Annotated in this window: 16 protein-coding genes; 10 read left to right on the top strand and 6 right to left on the bottom strand. The window is 61.8% G+C overall.

The window, feature by feature from the left end; all coding sequences use genetic code 11:
* Positions 1 to 35: 35 nt before the first annotated feature.
* From FXO12_RS20145 to pilG, 4 genes are read right to left on the bottom strand one after another with little or no spacing between them, the layout of a single operon-like run.
* Positions 36 to 2,087 carry a methyl-accepting chemotaxis protein gene (locus tag FXO12_RS20145; RefSeq protein ID WP_034128934.1) on the bottom strand — a complete coding sequence of 684 codons (2,052 nt, stop codon included), beginning with the start codon at positions 2,085 to 2,087 and terminating at the stop codon, positions 36 to 38.
* Positions 2,084 to 2,608: a chemotaxis protein CheW gene (locus tag FXO12_RS20140; protein WP_057976483.1), complete on the bottom strand. Its 525-nt coding sequence runs from the start codon at positions 2,606 to 2,608 to the stop codon at positions 2,084 to 2,086. The genes FXO12_RS20145 and FXO12_RS20140 overlap by 4 nt, the downstream gene beginning before the upstream one ends.
* Positions 2,609 to 2,619: 11 nt before the next feature.
* Entirely contained in the window at positions 2,620 to 2,985 is a 366-nt protein-coding gene (gene pilH, locus FXO12_RS20135; RefSeq protein WP_057976481.1) for a twitching motility response regulator PilH, read from the bottom strand.
* A 46-nt stretch (positions 2,986 to 3,031) separates the two neighbouring features.
* Entirely contained in the window at positions 3,032 to 3,439 is a 408-nt protein-coding gene (gene pilG / locus FXO12_RS20130; protein ID WP_014720321.1) for a twitching motility response regulator PilG, read from the bottom strand.
* A gap of 238 nt (positions 3,440 to 3,677) precedes the next feature.
* On the opposite strand from pilG, the gene gshB reads away from it, so the two are divergent.
* The 7 genes from gshB (at position 3,678) to FXO12_RS20095 (ending at position 9,730) form a co-directional block, all read left to right on the top strand.
* The gene (gene gshB / locus FXO12_RS20125; protein WP_034128936.1) at positions 3,678 to 4,631 is read left to right on the top strand and encodes a glutathione synthase; all 954 of its coding nucleotides are present in this window, start codon (positions 3,678 to 3,680) and stop codon (positions 4,629 to 4,631) included.
* A gap of 77 nt (positions 4,632 to 4,708) precedes the next feature.
* Positions 4,709 to 5,614 carry an energy transducer TonB gene (locus FXO12_RS20120; RefSeq protein WP_057976479.1) on the top strand — a complete coding sequence of 302 codons (906 nt, stop codon included), beginning with the start codon at positions 4,709 to 4,711 and terminating at the stop codon, positions 5,612 to 5,614.
* 173 nt (positions 5,615 to 5,787) lie between these two features.
* Complete coding sequence (locus FXO12_RS20115; RefSeq protein WP_057976477.1) at positions 5,788 to 6,357, top strand: YqgE/AlgH family protein; 570 nt, start codon at positions 5,788 to 5,790, stop codon at positions 6,355 to 6,357.
* The gene (gene ruvX / locus FXO12_RS20110; RefSeq protein ID WP_003195067.1) at positions 6,357 to 6,794 is read left to right on the top strand and encodes a Holliday junction resolvase RuvX; all 438 of its coding nucleotides are present in this window, start codon (positions 6,357 to 6,359) and stop codon (positions 6,792 to 6,794) included. The genes FXO12_RS20115 and ruvX overlap by 1 nt, the downstream gene beginning before the upstream one ends.
* A gap of 132 nt (positions 6,795 to 6,926) precedes the next feature.
* Positions 6,927 to 7,433 carry a bifunctional pyr operon transcriptional regulator/uracil phosphoribosyltransferase PyrR gene (pyrR, locus tag FXO12_RS20105; RefSeq protein WP_019817751.1) on the top strand — a complete coding sequence of 169 codons (507 nt, stop codon included), beginning with the start codon at positions 6,927 to 6,929 and terminating at the stop codon, positions 7,431 to 7,433.
* 24 nt (positions 7,434 to 7,457) lie between these two features.
* On the top strand, positions 7,458 to 8,462 hold the full coding sequence (locus FXO12_RS20100) for an aspartate carbamoyltransferase catalytic subunit (protein WP_057976474.1): 1,005 nt from the start codon (positions 7,458 to 7,460) through the stop codon (positions 8,460 to 8,462).
* Positions 8,459 to 9,730 carry a dihydroorotase gene (locus FXO12_RS20095; protein WP_034128939.1) on the top strand — a complete coding sequence of 424 codons (1,272 nt, stop codon included), beginning with the start codon at positions 8,459 to 8,461 and terminating at the stop codon, positions 9,728 to 9,730. Before FXO12_RS20100 ends, FXO12_RS20095 begins: the two co-directional genes overlap by 4 nt.
* 125 nt (positions 9,731 to 9,855) lie before the next feature.
* Here the strand turns inward: FXO12_RS20095 and FXO12_RS20090 are convergent, their stop codons facing one another.
* A complete protein-coding gene (locus tag FXO12_RS20090; protein ID WP_054897575.1) occupies positions 9,856 to 10,284 on the bottom strand; it encodes a TM2 domain-containing protein in 429 nt (142 codons plus the stop codon).
* 249 nt (positions 10,285 to 10,533) lie between these two features.
* Between FXO12_RS20090 and FXO12_RS20085 the strand changes: the two genes are divergently transcribed.
* Positions 10,534 to 11,172, top strand: coding sequence for a C40 family peptidase (locus tag FXO12_RS20085; protein WP_034128941.1), 639 nt, complete (start codon positions 10,534 to 10,536; stop codon positions 11,170 to 11,172).
* A gap of 146 nt (positions 11,173 to 11,318) precedes the next feature.
* Here FXO12_RS20085 and FXO12_RS20080 read toward each other — a convergent pair whose 3' ends face one another.
* Entirely contained in the window at positions 11,319 to 12,353 is a 1,035-nt protein-coding gene (locus tag FXO12_RS20080; RefSeq protein ID WP_057976473.1) for a type IV pilus twitching motility protein PilT, read from the bottom strand.
* Between the two features lie 57 nt (positions 12,354 to 12,410).
* Between FXO12_RS20080 and FXO12_RS20075 the strand changes: the two genes are divergently transcribed.
* Positions 12,411 to 13,097 carry a YggS family pyridoxal phosphate-dependent enzyme gene (locus FXO12_RS20075; protein WP_057976471.1) on the top strand — a complete coding sequence of 229 codons (687 nt, stop codon included), beginning with the start codon at positions 12,411 to 12,413 and terminating at the stop codon, positions 13,095 to 13,097.
* Positions 13,098 to 13,131: 34 nt separating this feature from the next.
* Positions 13,132 to 13,950, top strand: a complete 819-nt coding sequence (gene proC, locus FXO12_RS20070) for a pyrroline-5-carboxylate reductase (protein WP_057976470.1) — start codon at positions 13,132 to 13,134, stop codon at positions 13,948 to 13,950.
* The last annotated feature ends 2 nt before the right edge of the window (positions 13,951 to 13,952 follow it).

Here is a 13,952-nt window from a genome sequence, read left to right as displayed (position 1 = left end):
CCACAGTTGGACTGTGGTGTTCTTTAGGTCGTATTTCAATCATCGACCTGCTTGGGCGGCGGCAAGGTGAAACCCGATACCGACCTGCGCAACTGGCTGGCCATCTTCGCCAGGTTACCAATGCTTTCTGCGGTGGCGGTGGAACCCGACGACGTCTGGGTGGTGATCTGCTGGATCACGTTCATGGTCAGGGAAATCTGCCCCGCCGATGACGTCTGTTGCTGCGCCGCGTTGGAAATACTCTGGATCAGCGCTGCCAGGGTTTTGGACACGCCTTCGATCTCTTCCAGCGCCACCCCGGCGTCCTGGGCCAGGCGCGCGCCGCGCACCACTTCCGTGGTGGTCTGTTCCATGGAGATCACCGCTTCGTTGGTGTCGGCCTGGATGGTGCGTACCAGGGTTTCGATCTGCCGGGTGGCCGCCGAGGAGCGTTCGGCCAACCGTTGCACTTCATCGGCCACCACCGCAAAACCGCGCCCGGCGTCACCGGCCATGCTGGCCTGGATCGCGGCATTGAGGGCGAGGATATTGGTCTGGTCGGCGATATCGTCGATCAGGCTGATGATGTCGCCAATTTCCTGGGACGACTCGCCCAAACGCTTGATGCGCTTGGCGGTGTCCTGGATCTGCTCGCGAATGTTGTCCATGCCGTGGATGGTGTTGTGCACCACCTCGTTGCCTTTGTTGGCGATCTCTACCGAACGTTCAGCTACCGCCGAGGATTCGGCCGCGTTGGCCGACACCTGGTCGATGGACTGCGCCATCTGATTGATCGCCGTAGACGCTTCGGCAATCTGCTGGGCCTGATGCTCCGACGCCTGGGCCAGGTGCATGGCGGTGGCCTGGGTGTCCTGCACCGCACCGGCGACCTGCCCGGCAGTGAGGTTGATGGTGGCGACCAGGTCGCGCAGTTGGTCCACGGAATAGTTGATGGAGTCTGCGATGGTGCCGGTGAAGTCTTCGGTGACCGAGGCGGTGACGGTGAGGTCGCCGTCAGCCAGGTCTTCGATTTCATCCAGCAGGCGCATGATCGCGTTCTGGTTGCGCTCGTTCTTCTGCGCGGTTTCATGCAGTTGGCGGTTGGTCTCACGCACCATGACCAGGCCGATCAGGATGATCGAGGCCAGCGCCAGCAAGCCCAGCACGTAACCGCCGATAGTGTCGAAGCTGCGCCCGCTGGCGAGGTTTTCAAAACCCGTGGCCAGGTGCGAGGCTTCATCGAGCAGGGTTTGCGACAGGTTGAAAATATTGCTCGCCGAGGCGCGCACCTGGAACAACTGCGGCGAAGTCTCGAGAATTTCATCCACGGAGCCGGAGACAAATTCGAACAGCTCGGCGATGTCCGCCAGCCGCGCCCGGGCGTCCGGGTCTTCAACCTGGGTGATACGCAGCCCCGGGTTGCCGTTGAGCATGCCATTGAGCACCACGCCAAAACGGTTGGCATCGCGACCGAAGGCATCGGCGGCCTGCCCGGCGGTTTCATCCCCCGCCAGCACCGTGTTGACCGCCCCCAGGATACGTTCGGCCAGCAGCGACTGGCGTTGGGCCAAGGCTACCTGGCTGGCCGGGGCGCCGCGTTGCAGCAGGATATCCACGACTTTTTCCGACTCGATCTGCAGTTGCGGTACGGTTTCGGCCAGGGTCGCCGCCACCTGGTGCAACGACAACACGGTCTGCTCGCTGGCCAGAATGGCGTCGGTGTTTTTCAGCAGCGCCTCCCAGTCGGTCTGCACCGCCCGCATTTCGGCACGCACCGCACTGGGCGCCGCCGGCAAGCCGGTTTGTGGGTCACCTTTTTTCAGGTAGCCCCAGCGCTGGGCAAAATCGTTGCGCGCATCGCCCAGCAGCTTGAACGCCGCCGCTTTCCCGGCAGCGGCCTCGGTGGCGTTCTTGGCAATGCGCTGGGACAGCACGCGCAGCTCACCGGCGTGGCCGATGTACTGCTTATCGTAGGTGGACTGGGTGTTGAGGTACGCGAAGTTGGCGAACAGCAGCATGATGAACACGATCAAGGCGATAAACAGCACGATGATCTGCGAACGGCTGCGCGAAGCGGCCTGGGGTTTGGGCGTGGTAGCGGTGCTCATGCGGCAACATCCATGAAGCCAGGGGCCTGGGCCAGGGCGAAGGGGCTGAAGACTTGCCACGGCGGGTCGCCGTCGAACTGGCCCTGAATAAACGGCGCGCTCGAGGCAGCGCTCGCCACCCAGGCATCCAATGGGAAATGCTGCATGCCTACCACCTCATCTACCAGCAGCCCGACAAACAGGTCGTTGAACTCCACCACCAGCACCCGCCGTTGCTTGCGCGCCCTGGACAACTCAAGGCCCAGGAAACCGCCCAGGTCCATCACCGGCAGCAAGCGCCCGCGCAGGTTGGCCACGCCCTTGACCCAGGGCTTGACCCCCGGCATCAAGGTGCAACGTGGCTCATGCAACACCTCGGCGACTTCGCCCATGGGCGCCACGTAGGCGTTTGGCCCTACGCGGAAAGCGATGCCGCTCCAGCGTTGCAGGCGCGTTTCCTGGGACGGCAGGTCCGCGGCCAGCAAGCGGCAGCGGCGGTCGATGTCCAGCAGCAGCTCGAAGGCGGTTTGCGACTCGGTCATGATCGCAAGCCTTAGCCGGCCAGCACCTTGTTCAGGGTGGCAATCAGGATTTCTTCATCCACAGGCTTGGTCAGGTAGTCCTTGGCGCCCTGGCGTGCGCCCCAGATCTTGTCGGTTTCCTGGTCCTTGGTGGTGATGATGATGATCGGGATACCGTTGGTTTCCGGCTCCTTGGACAACTGGCGCGTGGCCTGGAAGCCGTTGAGGCCGGGCATCACGATATCCATCAGCACCGCGTCGGGCTTTTCCTGACGGGCCAGGGCCACGCCGTCCGCGCCGTTTTCGGCCTTGAGCACCTGGTGGCCATGCTTTTCCAGCATGCCGGTGAGTTTGTACATTTCAGTCGGCGAATCGTCGACGATCAGAACACGTGCCATGGTTTTCCCCGCTACATTGGTCGGCGCCGGCCCTCGTGAGGCGGCGTCAGTGTGCTTGTTCTACTGCGGCGAACCCAGGCACGTAGGCCTTGATCGCCCCCAGCAGTTCTTCCTTGCTGAAAGGCTTGGTCAAAAATTGATCGACACCCACGATGCGCCCCTTGGCCTTGTCGAACAGGCCGTCCTTGGAAGACAACATGATCACCGGGATCGACTTGAACGCCGGGTTGTTCTTCACCAGGGCGCAGGTCTGGTAGCCATCCAGGCGCGGCATCATGATGTCGACAAAGATAATGTGCGGGTGATGATCAACAATACGGGCCAGGGCGTCGAAACCGTCGATCGCCGTGATGACCTCGCACCCCATGTTCTTCAACAGCGTCTCGGCGGTGCGGCGGATCGTTTTCGAATCGTCGATCACCATCACCTTCAAGGCGTTGGAATGCTGTTCCATATCTGCTCTACCATCGCCACAGCGAATCGGTTTTCGGTGTGTACTGCCTGATGTTGCACAGGATGAACGCCGCAAGCCTTGGAATTCAAGGGCTGCTGCGCCGTGCCAGCCTTTTTAGCACAGTCTCCTGGCGCAATCTATCGAGGCACCCGCCCAGTGGTTTTTCCTTGACCCACAACAGCCGCAGCGCCACTCTGACGCCACTTTTATGCGCCCTAATTTGCTAGAGGAAATCCCCATGAGCGTTCGCGTCGGCATTGTCATGGACCCTATCGCCAGCATTTCCTATAAAAAGGACAGTTCGCTGGCCATGCTCCTGGCCGCCCAGGCCCGCGGCTGGACCTTGTTCTATATGGAGCAGCGCGACCTTTACCAGGGTGACGGCGAGGCCCGCGCACGCATGCGCCCGCTGCAGGTGTTTGCCAACCCCGAGAAGTGGTTCGAGCTTTCTGACGAAATCGACAGCCCGCTGAGCGACCTCGACGTGATCCTGATGCGCAAGGATCCGCCGTTCGACATGGAATTTGTGTACTCCACCTACCTGCTGGAGCAGGCCGAACGCGCGGGCGTGTTGATCGTCAACAAGCCGCAAAGCCTGCGCGACTGTAATGAAAAACTGTTCGCCACCCTGTTCCCGCAGTGCACGCCACCGACCGTGGTCAGCCGCCGCGCCGATGTACTGCGTGAATTCGCCGCCAAGCATGGCGACGTGATCCTCAAGCCGCTGGACGGCATGGGCGGCACCTCGATCTTCCGTCACCGCGCCGGCGACCCGAACCTGTCGGTGATCCTCGAAACCCTGACCGCCCTGGGCACCCAGCAGATCATGGGCCAGGCCTACCTGCCGGCGATCAAGGATGGCGACAAACGTATCCTGATGATTGACGGCGAGCCGGTGGATTATTGCCTGGCGCGGATCCCGGCAGCCGGCGAGACCCGTGGCAACCTGGCCGCCGGTGGTCGCGGTGAAGCGCGGCCGTTATCAGAAAAAGACCGCTGGATTGCCGCTCAAGTCGGTCCAACCCTGCGGGAAAAAGGTCTGCTATTTGTCGGACTAGACGTAATTGGCGAGAACCTCACTGAAATCAACGTCACCAGCCCGACCTGTATTCGCGAGATCGACAACGCATTTGGCACGAACATCGGCGAAATGCTGATGGCCGCCATTGAACGCAAGCTACAAGCCAAGTGACATAGAACAGCCGGACACCTACCAACATTGCGTTATCATGCGCCACCTGTGAAACGCGCGATGTTGGTTTTCTTGTCATGACACTCCCGTCCGATCTGCCCCCCGAATTCTCCCCCAGCGGCGTGCGCCCGGCTGATCGCCTCGGTTTTACCCTGTTTCTCGCTGCCTTGATTCATCTCGCCCTGCTTCTGGGCGTGGGATTCACCCTGGCCGAACCCAAGCAGATCACCAAGACCCTGGAAATCACTCTCGCCACGTTCAAGAGCGAAAAGAAGCCCGAAAAGGCTGACTTTCTCGCCCAGGACAACCAACAGGGCAGCGGCACCCTCGACAAGAAAGCCGTGCCCAAGACCACCGAGGTAGCGCCCTTCCATGACAACCAGGTCAAGAAGGTCACTCCGCCGCCAGCGCCCAAGCCTGAGGTCAGGCAGGCCACGCCCAAGGCTGCGGTGACAACTGTCGCGCCCAAACCGCAAAAAGCCCCGACCCAGCGCGAAAAGGCCAAGACCGAACCCAAGCCCGAGCCAGTGAAACCTGCGCCGACGTTCGACAGTTCGACGTTATCCGACGAAATTTCCAGCCTGGAAGCCGAACTGGCTCATGAGCAACAGCTTTATGCCAAGCGCCCGCGCATCTACCGTCTGAACGCCGCCTCAACCATGCGCGATAAAGGTGCCTGGTATAAGGACGAGTGGCGCAAGAAGGTCGAACGCATCGGCAACCTCAATTACCCGGACGAGGCGCGGCGCCAACAGATTTATGGCAATTTGCGCTTGCTGGTGTCGATCAACCGTGACGGCTCGCTGTATGAGGTGCAGGTGCTGGAGTCCTCCGGCCAGCCGCTGCTGGACCAGGCTGCGCAACGCATCGTGCGCCTGGCCGCGCCCTTTGCGCCGTTCAGCGGCGACTTGAGCGACGTGGACCGCCTGGAAATCATCCGCACCTGGCGGTTCGCCAAGGGCGACCGGTTGTCCAGCAACTGATCACACAGATCGTTCCCACGCTCCGCGTGGGAATGCCGCCATGGACGCTCTGCGTCTGCTCTTGGGACGCGGAGCGCCCCGGGATGCATTCCGACGCAAAGCATGGGAACGATCAGCGACCAGGCTCGCGCCCGCACTTGTCAGTTCGTCCCTCCAACGCCACACTAGCGGACATGAAAAACGTCAGCCCGACCTACCTCAAGCACCAATTCCTGATCGCCATGCCCCATATGGCCGACCCGAACTTTGCGCAGACCTTGACCTACATCGTCGAGCACACGGCCAATGGTGCAATGGGGTTGGTGGTCAACCGCCCGCAGGAGCTGAACCTGGCCGATATCCTTGAGCAACTGCGCCCGGAGATCGACCCGCCGGCGCGTTGCCAGGGCGTACCGATCTACATCGGCGGGCCGGTGCAGACCGATCGCGGTTTTGTGCTGCACCCCACCGGGCCGACGTTTCAGGCCACGGTAGACCTTGATGGGGTGTCACTTTCCACATCCCAGGATGTGCTGTTCGCCATCGCCGACGGCATCGGCCCCGAGCAAAGCGTGATCACCCTGGGCTACGCCGGTTGGGAAGCCGGGCAACTGGAGGCCGAACTGGCCAGCAATGCCTGGCTGACCTGCCCGTTCGACGCTGACATCCTGTTCAACACCGCCAGCGAACTGCGCCTGGAAGCGGCAGCAGCCAAGCTGCGGGTCAACCTCAGCCTGCTGACCAGCCAGGCGGGGCACGCCTGATGGCCTTGCGTCTGATCCTCGGTTTTGACTACGGCACCAAACAGATCGGCGTAGCGGTTGGCCAGGTCATCACCGGCCAGGCCCGCGAGCTGTGCACCCTCAAGGCCCAGAACGGCGTGCCGGACTGGAACCAGGTCGAAGCCCTGATCAAAGAGTGGAAGCCTGACGCGGTAGTGGTCGGCCTGCCCCTGAACATGGATGGCACCCCCAGTGACATGTGCCTGCGCGCCGAGAAGTTCGCGCGCCGCCTCAATGGCCGCTACAACCTGCCCTTCTATACCCACGACGAACGCCTCACCACCTTCGAAGCCAAGGGGGAGCGCCGCGACCGTGGCGGGCAAAAGGGCAGTTACCGCGACAACCCGGTAGACGCCATCGCCGCGGCCTTGCTGTTGCAGGGCTGGCTGGATGAAAACACCGCTTTATTTGAATCCTGACCCGCCGCGATCCTGTGGGAGCGGGCTTGCCCGCGAAGAACGTTAACGATACCGCGAGAAGACTGGATGAACGCGGTGCCCATGAGTTTTTCGCGAGCAAGCTCGCTCCTACACACTTGATAAGGAGCCACCATGAGCTTGCCGAACCCTGCCGAACTGATCAGCCAGATGGCGATACGCCTCAAGGCGCACCTGGAACACCGTGCCATCAGCGAACCGCGCTTTATCGGCATACGCACCGGTGGCGTGTGGGTGGCCCAGGCATTGCTGGAAGCACTGGGCAGCGATTCGCCCCTGGGCACCTTGGACGTGTCCTTCTACCGCGACGATTTCAGCCAGAACGGCCTGCATCCACAAGTACGCCCTTCGGCCCTGCCCTTCGAGATCGAAGGCCAGCACCTGGTACTGATCGACGACGTGCTGATGAGCGGCCGCACCATCCGCGCCGCCATGAACGAACTGTTCGACTATGGCCGCCCGGCCAGCGTGACCCTGGTGTGCCTGCTGGACCTGGATGCCGGCGAACTGCCGATCAGCCCGGACGTCGTAGGCGCGACCCTGTCGCTTGCCCCCCAGCAGCGGGTAAAATTGTCCGGTCCTACGCCGCTCGAACTCGAACTGCAAGACCTTGCCCTTTAAACCGCCTTGTAAAGAGTCCCCGCGATGACGCCTCTAGATGCCAAGCGCCCGCTGCAGCTCAATGCTCAGGGCCAGTTGCAACACTTCTTGTCCCTCGACGGTTTGCCCCGCGAACTGCTCACCGAAATCCTCGATACCGCCGATTCGTTCCTGGAAGTCGGTGGCCGGGCAGTGAAGAAAGTCCCGCTGTTGCGCGGTAAAACCATCTGCAACGTGTTCTTCGAGAACTCCACCCGCACCCGCACCACCTTTGAACTGGCGGCCCAGCGGCTGTCGGCCGATGTGATCACGCTGAACGTGTCCACCTCGTCGGCGAGCAAGGGCGAAACCCTGCTCGATACCCTGCGCAACCTGGAAGCCATGGCCGCCGACATGTTCGTGGTACGCCACGGCGACTCCGGCGCTGCGCATTTCATCGCCGAGCATGTGTGCCCGAACGTGGCGATCATCAATGGCGGCGACGGCCGTCACGCGCACCCGACCCAGGGCATGCTCGACATGCTCACCATTCGTCGGCACAAGGGCAGCTTTGAAAACCTCTCGGTAGCCATCGTCGGCGACATCCTGCATTCGCGGGTGGCACGTTCGAACATGCTGGCTCTCAAGGCCCTGGGTTGCCCGGATATCCGCGTGATCGCGCCCAAGACCCTGTTGCCCATCGGCATCGAACAGTATGGCGTGAAGGTCTACACCGATATGGCCGAGGGCCTCAAGAATGTGGACGTGGTGATCATGCTGCGCCTGCAACGCGAGCGCATGGCCGGGGGCTTGTTGCCCAGCGAAGGTGAGTTCTACCGCCTGTTCGGCCTGACCACCGCACGCCTGGCCAAGGCCAAGCCGGATGCCATCGTGATGCACCCGGGGCCAATCAACCGCGGCGTGGAAATTGAGTCGGCGGTGGCCGATGGCCCGCAGTCGGTGATTCTCAACCAAGTGACCTACGGCATCGCCGTGCGCATGGCCGTGCTGTCCATGGCCATGAGCGGGCAAACCGCGCAACGTCAATTCGAGCAGGAGCAGGCCCAGTGAAGCTCAGCATTCTCGGCGCCCGAGTCATCGACCCGGCCAGTGGCCTGGACCAAGTTACCGATCTACACCTGGACGCCGGCAAGATCGTCGCCATTGGCGCCGCCCCCGCAGGCTTCAACGCCGGCCAGAGCATCGATGCCAAGGGCCTGGTGGCCGCGCCTGGGCTGGTGGACCTGAATGTCGCACTGCGCGAGCCGGGCTACAGCCGCAAAGGCAATATCGCCAGCGAAACCCAGGCCGCGGCAGCCGGTGGCGTGACCAGCCTGTGTTGCCCGCCCAACACCAAGCCGGTGCTGGACACGTCGGCCGTGACCGAGCTGATCCTCGACCGCGCCCGCGAAGCCGGCAACTGCAAAGTGTTTCCCATTGGTGCCTTGAGCAAGGGCCTGGATGGCGAACAACTCGCCGAATTGATCGCCCTGCGTGACGCCGGTTGCGTGGCCTTCGGCAATGGCCTGGAAAGCTTTCGCAGCACGCGCACCTTGTGCCGCGCCCTGGAATACGCGGCCACCTTCGACTTGACGGTGATCTTCCATTCCCAGGACCGCGACCTGGCCGAAGGCGGCCTGGCCCACGAAGGCGCAGTGGCCAGCTTCCTCGGCCTGCCGGGCATTCCGGAAACAGCAGAAACCGTGGCTCTCGCTCGTGACCTGTTGCTGGTGGAGCAAAGCGGCGTGCGTGCGCATTTCAGCCAGTTGACCAGCGCCCGGGGCGTGGCTCTGATCGCCCAGGCCCAGGCCCGCGGCTTGCGGGTCACCGCGGATGTCGCCCTGTACCAATTGATCCTGACGGATGAGGCGCTGATCGACTTCTCCAGCCTGTACCACGTACAGCCCCCGCTGCGCACCAAGGCTGACCGTGACGGTTTGCGTGCGGCGGTGAAGTCGGGCGTGGTGTCGGCGATTTCCAGCCATCACCAACCTCACGAGCGAGACGCCAAGCTGGCACCGTTTGGCGCGACCGAGCCAGGCATCAGCAGCGTGGAGTTGTTGTTGCCACTGGCGATGACGCTGGTGGAAGACGGCTTGCTGGACCTGCCGACACTGCTGGCACGCCTGAGCGCCGGCCCGGCCGAGGCCCTGCGCTTGCCGGCAGGCCAGTTGGCGGTGGGTTCACCGGCGGACCTGGTGCTGTTCGACCTGGCAAGCTCGACGGTGGCTGGTGAGCGTTGGTTGTCCAAGGGCGAAAACTGCCCGTTCATCGGCCACAGCCTGCCGGCGACGGTGCGGTATACCTTGATGGATGGGCGGATCAGCTACCAGGCTTGACGCGCAAGCTCGTTCCCACGCTCTGCGTGGGAACGCATCCTGTGACGCTCTGCGTCAGCACTCCAAAGGTGGACGCGAAGCGTCCTGGGCTGCATTTCCACGCGGAGCGTGCGAACGATCAGTGCTCAGCGCCCGCTGTTGCGCTCGGCATTGCGGATCGAGATCTGCGTGTTCAGCGTCCAGAAGTCATACAGCACCCCGATCAGGAACAAACCGCCGGTCAGCAGGTAGATCAGGCCGGTGATCCATTTGCCCTGATACATACGGTGCACACCAAACACCCCCAGGAACGCCAACAGAATCCACGCCACGCTGTATTCAATCGGCCCTGCGGTAAATCGCAGGTCGGCTTCACGGTCCATGGCCGGGATCAGGAACAAGTCGATCAACCAGCCAATGCCGAACAAGCCGAAGGTGAAAAACCAGATCGTGCCCGTCACAGGCTTGCCGTAATAAAAGCGATGAGCCCCGGTAAAACCGAAAATCCACAGCAGGTAACCAATCGCCTTGCTGTGGGTGTCTTGCTGCTGAGCAACCTGTTGATAGGTGTTCATGAAGGACCTCTTTTGCTTCGATAGATAAATTTTTTCATTTTCTTTGTGACTTTTTTACGGGCGCCCGACGTACGGCAAATGGTATCGTCCTGCCCTCAAAGCCTTGTAGCGCCTGACTTGTGTAGGACAATTGCGGCGAATCGTCGCGTTTTTCCTGAATTTGACCCCAAGGTTCAGTCGACAAACGGGCTGAGAACAGCACAAAAAGCTGTTATAAAGTTGCGCGCAAACCCATAAGAGCCACGCCTAATGCGACCATTTTTCAAGACATGGCTAACCATTTGCCTATTAATGCCACTGGCCGCCCACGCCACCAATCGTGAGCAACGACTTCCGAACGTTAACGGTTTCACCCCTAAAGTCCATAGCACGCCCAGCACTGCCAAATCGGCAAAGCCGACCGTCAGCCGCCCGACTCAACTGAGCAAGGCCCACGGCAAAGCGCTTTCCACCCAGTTGGCCGTGAACACCAAGCAAAGCAGCAACGTCTTGAGCCGTGCCGTCAACGTGCTCGGTACACCTTATCGTTGGGGCGGCAGCAGCCCAAGTAAAGGGTTCGACTGCAGCGGCCTGGTGAAATATGCATTTAACGATGTAAAAGCGGTGGACCTGCCACGCACTTCCAACGCCATGGCGGCCGGCCATGGGTTGAAGGTGGACCGCAAAGATCTGAAACCGGGCGACCTGTTGTTTTTCAAACTCAAGAGCCGCCAGGTCAATCATGTCGCCATCTACCTGGGCAACGACCGCTTTATCCACGCACCGCGCCGTGGCAAGTCGGTGAGCATCGACACACTGAAAAAGCCGTTCTGGGACAAGAACTACGTGATTGCCAAGCGGGTACTGCCTAAAGAGCAGAACAACAACCTGCGGATCGTGCAGCGCTAAGCAAGGCGCTACTGAAGCTCCCCATTTGAAATGCAATCAAATGTGGGAGCTGGCTTGCCTGCGATGACGGTGTGTCAGTTGGCAGAGAGTGCCTGACAGTCCGCTATCGCAGGCAAGCCAGCTCCCACATTGTGCATCTGTGTGTTCTAGATATCTGCCGGTACCCTCGCCTTCTCCCGGGCCTCTTCCCGACTGACCAGCCCCGAGCCGACCAACGCCTTCAAACTCATATCCAGGGTCTTCATCCCCAACGCCCCTCCCGTCTGGATAGCCGAAACCATCTGCGCCACCTTGTCTTCGCGAATCAAGTTACGAATTGCCGGGGTGCCCAGCATGATTTCATGAGCGGCCACGCGCCCACCGCCCACCTTCTTCACCAGCACCTGAGACACCACCGCCTGCAACGACTCCGACAGCATCGAGCGGACCATGGCCTTCTCCCCGGCCGGGAAGACGTCTACCAGCCGGTCCACTGTCTTTGCCGCCGACGAGGTGTGCAGGGTGCCGAACACCAGGTGCCCGGTCTCTGCCGCCGTCAGCGCAAGGCGGATGGTTTCCAGATCGCGCAATTCACCCACCAGGATCACATCCGGGTCTTCCCGCAGGGCTGAACGCAGGGCCACCGAGAAACTGTGAGTGTCGCGATGCACCTGGCGCTGGTTGACCAGCGCCAGTTTCGGCCTGTGGATAAACTCGATGGGGTCTTCCAGCGTAAGGATATGCTGGCGTCGATGCCGGTTGAGGTCGTCGATCATCGCCGCCAGGGTCGTAGACTTGCCCGAGCCGGTGGGCCCGGTCACCAGCACCAGGCCGCGAGGAAGGCGGGCCATACGCTGGAACACCTCGCCCAGTCCCAGGTCCTCCAGGCTTTGGACCTCAGTCGCAATAGCCCGGAACACCGCACCCACGCCGCGATCCTGGCGGAACACGTTCGCCCGGAACCGGGCGACGCCTGGCAATTCGAAGGCAAAATCCGTTTCAAGAGATGTTTCGAAATCCTTTTGTTGATGTTTATTCAGCAAAGGGCTCAATAAGTCGACCACTTGGGTAGCGTTCAGCGCTGGCCCATCCAGCGGCCAAACCTCGCCATCAATGCGCAGCATCGGTGCCAGGCCGGCTGACAGATGCAGGTCTGAGGCGCCTCGGCTTACACTGGCCGTCAGCAATTGCGTGATATCCATAGGGCTTTCCATTTCCAGTAGAATGCCGCGGACTCCATATCCACGGGCGCATCTTGAATGTCGACGATAGCAGACAACATCGGCCTGGTTAGCCAGCGCATCCGCGCCGCAGCCGACGCCGTGCAACGTGACGCAAGCAGCATCCACCTGCTGGCCGTGAGCAAGACCAAACCCGCGCAGGCGGTACGCGACGCCTATGCCGCCGGGCTGCACGACTTTGGGGAAAACTACCTGCAGGAAGCCTTGGGCAAACAGGCGGATTTGACCGACCTGCCCTTGAGTTGGCACTTCATCGGCCCCATTCAATCGAACAAGACTCGCGCCATCGCCGAGAACTTCGCTTGGGTGCATTCCGTGGACCGCCTGAAAATCGCGCAACGCCTGTCCGAACAACGCCCGGCCGACCTGCCGCCGCTCAATATATGCATTCAGGTCAATGTCAGTGGCGAAGCCAGCAAGTCCGGCTGCACACCCGCCGACCTGCCGGCCCTGGCCACGGCGATCAGCGCCCTGCCGCGCTTGAAGCTGCGGGGTTTGATGGCAATTCCCGAGCCGACTGAAGACCGGGCGGAGCAGGATGCGGCGTTTGCCACAGTGCGCGACCTGCAAGCCAGCCTGAACCTGCCGCTGGACACACTTTCCATGGGCATGAGCCATGACCTTGAGTCGGCCATTGCCCAAGGCGCCACATGGGTGCGGATCGGTACCGCCCTGTTTGGCGCCCGCGACTACGACCAGCCGTGAAATGGCTGACATCCCTCGAAAATAAGGACCTGTCATGAGCAACACGCGTATTGCCTTTATCGGCGCCGGTAACATGGCGGCCAGCCTGATCGGTGGCCTGCGGGCCAAGGGCCTGGACGCCGAGCAGATCCGCGCCAGCGACCCGGGCGCCGAGACCCGCGAGCGCGTCAGCGCCGAACACGGCATCCAGACCTTCGCCGATAACGCCGAGGCCATCCACGGCGTCGATGTGATCGTGCTGGCGGTCAAGCCCCAGGCCATGAAGGCCGTGTGCGAGAGCCTGCGCCCGAGCCTGCAACCTCACCAACTGGTGGTGTCGATTGCCGCTGGCATCACCTGTGCCAGCATGAAAACCTGGCTCGGCGACCAGCCGATCGTACGTTGCATGCCCAATACCCCAGCGTTGCTGCGCCAGGGCGTCAGCGGTTTGTACGCCACCGCCGAAGTCAGCGCGCAACAGCGTGACCAGGCTCAGGAGCTGCTGTCTGCGGTGGGCCTCGCCGTATGGCTGGAGCAGGAACAGCAACTGGATGCGGTCACCGCCGTTTCCGGCAGCGGCCCGGCCTATTTCTTCCTGTTGATCGAGGCCATGACGGCCGCCGGCGTCAAGCTGGGCCTGCCCCACGACGTGGCCGAGCAACTGGCGGAACAAACCGCCCTGGGCGCCGCGAAAATGGCGGTCGGCAGCGAGGTGGATGCCGCCGAACTGCGCCGTCGCGTCACCTCGCCAGGTGGTACCACACAAGCGGCTATCGAGTCGTTCCAGGCCGGGGGTTTTGAAGCCCTGGTGGAAACAGCACTGGGTGCCGCCGCACATCGTTCAGCCGAGATGGCTGAGCAACTGGGCAAATAGTC

It is taken from the genome of Pseudomonas sp. J380 (assembly GCF_009827115.1).
GTDB lineage: Bacteria > Pseudomonadota > Gammaproteobacteria > Pseudomonadales > Pseudomonadaceae > Aquipseudomonas > Aquipseudomonas paracarnis.
The sequence above is the reverse complement of the archived record's forward strand: the minus strand, read 5'-3'. Positions and strand labels throughout refer to the sequence as shown.

Bases quoted from the DNA above. Each gene is read 5' to 3' on its own strand.
- FXO12_RS20145 (WP_034128934.1), bottom strand. From the start codon at position 2,087: ATGAGCACCGCTACCACGCCCAAACCCCAGGCCGCTTCGCGCAGCCGT.
- FXO12_RS20140 (WP_057976483.1), bottom strand. From the start codon at position 2,608: ATGACCGAGTCGCAAACCGCCTTCGAGCTGCTGCTGGACATCGACCGC.
- pilH (WP_057976481.1), bottom strand. From the start codon at position 2,985: ATGGCACGTGTTCTGATCGTCGACGATTCGCCGACTGAAATGTACAAA.
- pilG (WP_014720321.1), bottom strand. From the start codon at position 3,439: ATGGAACAGCATTCCAACGCCTTGAAGGTGATGGTGATCGACGATTCG.
- gshB (WP_034128936.1), top strand. From the start codon at position 3,678: ATGAGCGTTCGCGTCGGCATTGTCATGGACCCTATCGCCAGCATTTCC.
- FXO12_RS20120 (WP_057976479.1), top strand. From the start codon at position 4,709: ATGACACTCCCGTCCGATCTGCCCCCCGAATTCTCCCCCAGCGGCGTG.
- FXO12_RS20115 (WP_057976477.1), top strand. From the start codon at position 5,788: ATGAAAAACGTCAGCCCGACCTACCTCAAGCACCAATTCCTGATCGCC.
- ruvX (WP_003195067.1), top strand. From the start codon at position 6,357: ATGGCCTTGCGTCTGATCCTCGGTTTTGACTACGGCACCAAACAGATC.
- pyrR (WP_019817751.1), top strand. From the start codon at position 6,927: ATGAGCTTGCCGAACCCTGCCGAACTGATCAGCCAGATGGCGATACGC.
- FXO12_RS20100 (WP_057976474.1), top strand. From the start codon at position 7,458: ATGACGCCTCTAGATGCCAAGCGCCCGCTGCAGCTCAATGCTCAGGGC.
- FXO12_RS20090 (WP_054897575.1), bottom strand. From the start codon at position 10,284: ATGAACACCTATCAACAGGTTGCTCAGCAGCAAGACACCCACAGCAAG.
- FXO12_RS20085 (WP_034128941.1), top strand. From the start codon at position 10,534: ATGCGACCATTTTTCAAGACATGGCTAACCATTTGCCTATTAATGCCA.
- FXO12_RS20080 (WP_057976473.1), bottom strand. From the start codon at position 12,353: ATGGATATCACGCAATTGCTGACGGCCAGTGTAAGCCGAGGCGCCTCA.
- FXO12_RS20075 (WP_057976471.1), top strand. From the start codon at position 12,411: ATGTCGACGATAGCAGACAACATCGGCCTGGTTAGCCAGCGCATCCGC.
- proC (WP_057976470.1), top strand. From the start codon at position 13,132: ATGAGCAACACGCGTATTGCCTTTATCGGCGCCGGTAACATGGCGGCC.